The 2,076-nt window shown below is 51.2% G+C and carries 3 protein-coding genes and 1 pseudogene; all 4 read right to left on the minus strand.

All coding sequences use genetic code 11. The features are described 5' to 3' along the window. Nucleotides 1–257 precede the first annotated feature (257 nt). Entirely contained in the window at nucleotides 258–509 is a 252-nt protein-coding gene (locus tag P0D70_RS36435; RefSeq protein WP_091796456.1) for a PAAR domain-containing protein, read from the minus strand. Between the two features lie 32 nt (nucleotides 510–541). Next, nucleotides 542–1,051, minus strand: coding sequence for a hypothetical protein (locus P0D70_RS36440; protein WP_408188088.1), 510 nt, complete (start codon nucleotides 1,049–1,051; stop codon nucleotides 542–544). Then, nucleotides 1,048–1,737 (minus strand): hypothetical protein, encoded by a 690-nt coding sequence (locus P0D70_RS36445; protein WP_408188089.1) that lies wholly within the window; start codon nucleotides 1,735–1,737, stop codon nucleotides 1,048–1,050. The genes P0D70_RS36440 and P0D70_RS36445 overlap by 4 nt, the downstream gene beginning before the upstream one ends. Continuing rightward, nucleotides 1,734–2,076 (minus strand): annotated as a pseudogene (locus P0D70_RS36450) (hypothetical protein); the annotation flags it as partial. The gene P0D70_RS36445 and the pseudogene P0D70_RS36450, both read right to left, overlap by 4 nt.

The raw sequence follows: 2,076 nt of genomic DNA on the forward strand, positions 1-2,076 counted from the left end.
GCGCGATTATTCGCGCCCTGTCTTTCTGGAAAATAGGTAGACGCTGGCCCGCGTGACTTTCAGGCTCCGCAGGCGGTCAAAGGGAGAAACACCCGCCTGCTCATGCCTGCCCCTGTCGCGGACCAGCGAGCCCATTCAACCACAGTTGCTTTTCAACCAGTGGCGTTGTGTCGAAATTTGACAATTGACGCGCGCCGCTTCAAATGTTCGTCTCCCACGTTCTCCCGCCGTCTCCTTTGCTCCTATCCTCACAGCCGCTAAACCAGGCTGGAAACAAGAGTGCATCCGCATGTGGCCCGATGACCCTGACGCGCGACGGGCGTACCGTGATCGCGGATTCTCTCGTCACCGTCGAGGATCATGTTCGGCTCGACGTCGGGGTGCAGCCGGCACTCTATGAGGTCGCCCTTACGGGCGACGGGTCGTCCGGCGTAACGCATGGTTTGAGAGGCGGTGATAACTTTGCCGCCGTGGTCGGTGGTGTCTCCGAGTCGGATAAGGTCGATCATTCATTAATTCCCGTTTAAACAAGACTTGAATATTACTTCCGGATATCACGAACGACGAAATATAAAGATTTTGTTGCAGCATCCAATAAATAGCCACCGCGGACATTTTGAAAATTTCCGCTTCGGCCCAAGCCATCAAAATTAAAACTTACGCAAAAAAATTCTTTATTATTTCCGCTTGCAATGCTCCACTGCGCCAGTGCTGGATTGAATGGGCCAGGCTTTATTCCGTGACTATCTCCCAGCGGTCGCGCCATGGATAGTCGGTAGAGTTTGCCAAGGTATATTAACGCCTGATCTTTTTTATTCTCCGCATAGCCGACATCGGAACCGCGATATTCGAACTTATAGAGTGCATCGAAACCATCGACGTATTTATCTTCTCGCGTAATCTCGTCAGCACTGAGACTTACAACTGTTACAGAGGGAACTATCGTTTCCGCCCGTAGGCAACTGTTCACTATACTTTCGTTTGGTTGAGCGGCGCAATTCGCGCCGGACACAATGAGACCTGCCAACACAGCGAGAGCAATCCATTTCATTTGTATTCCTTCGCGCCGGTGGTATCTATGTATTGCTGATTAAATTTCCAGAAAATCGTACCGCCAAGGCCGGCCGTCGAGTCGTAGACATGGTCGTATCGCCCCATTTCATCCTTTTTAATTGTCACCGTATGCGTTTTTTTATTCTTTATTTTCGTCGTCCTATACAGAATTACGAGCCGAGTCGAATCTTTAATATTGCAAATATTATGACTCGGATCGGCAATCGCAATTCCCTGCCTCACTTTAAAATGATGTGAGTAATTTGTTTTGATATCGGCACCATCCCAAAAATAAGCGCCATTCGATTTATCCGGGCCATCAGCCAGTGCATTGCGTGCAGCAGCGATCGCGGCCCGCATGGCAGGGTCGCTGGCTATCTTGTCATTTGTCGCCTTCATCAGCTTGTTGTAGCGGGCATTACCATCACTGACGACGAATGAAAACGACGGCTCGCCTTTCACAAACGTAGACATGTCGGAATAACCACGGGCGTCGCGTTGTCGTTTAAGCACACTAGCAATAGCCATCATTTCATCGGCATTGTCCTGTAAAGATGCCTCTCCATAAGCCATCGCTGCAAGTAGCCTTGTCTGGGCATCGATTGGTTGCGGCGAAGCCTGTGCGCTCGGGGATGTGGGTCCATCGGCCGGCGGTGAAGTGCTCAAAGAGTTGGAGTCGGTCATGCATCCTTCCCTGCCGAGTCTCGCGCAATCCACGTAACAAGTTTCAGGGGAGACTGCCCGAAAAACTTCACCGTTTCACCGTCAGAATATTCACCTTTGTTCGTATGAAGATCGTTCCCATCGCTGTAAAGGTCGTAGCGGTATCCGTCCACGGGTCCAACTCCGTCGTGCAATAAGCTGAAGCTTTGTTCGATAACTTCTTCATCGGAAGAAGGCAAAGATGGCATAGGCACCGGCTTTGTATCAGGCCTCAGTACGTCCCACCATGCGCCTTTCGCAAGGATTGGCCCCGGTGAGCCGTTGATGATGCCGTCGCCGTTGATCTGGATATACGAGCCG

Origin of the sequence: Paraburkholderia sp. RL17-381-BIF-C (assembly GCF_046026435.1) — a bacterium.
Classification (GTDB): Bacteria; Pseudomonadota; Gammaproteobacteria; order Burkholderiales; family Burkholderiaceae; genus Paraburkholderia.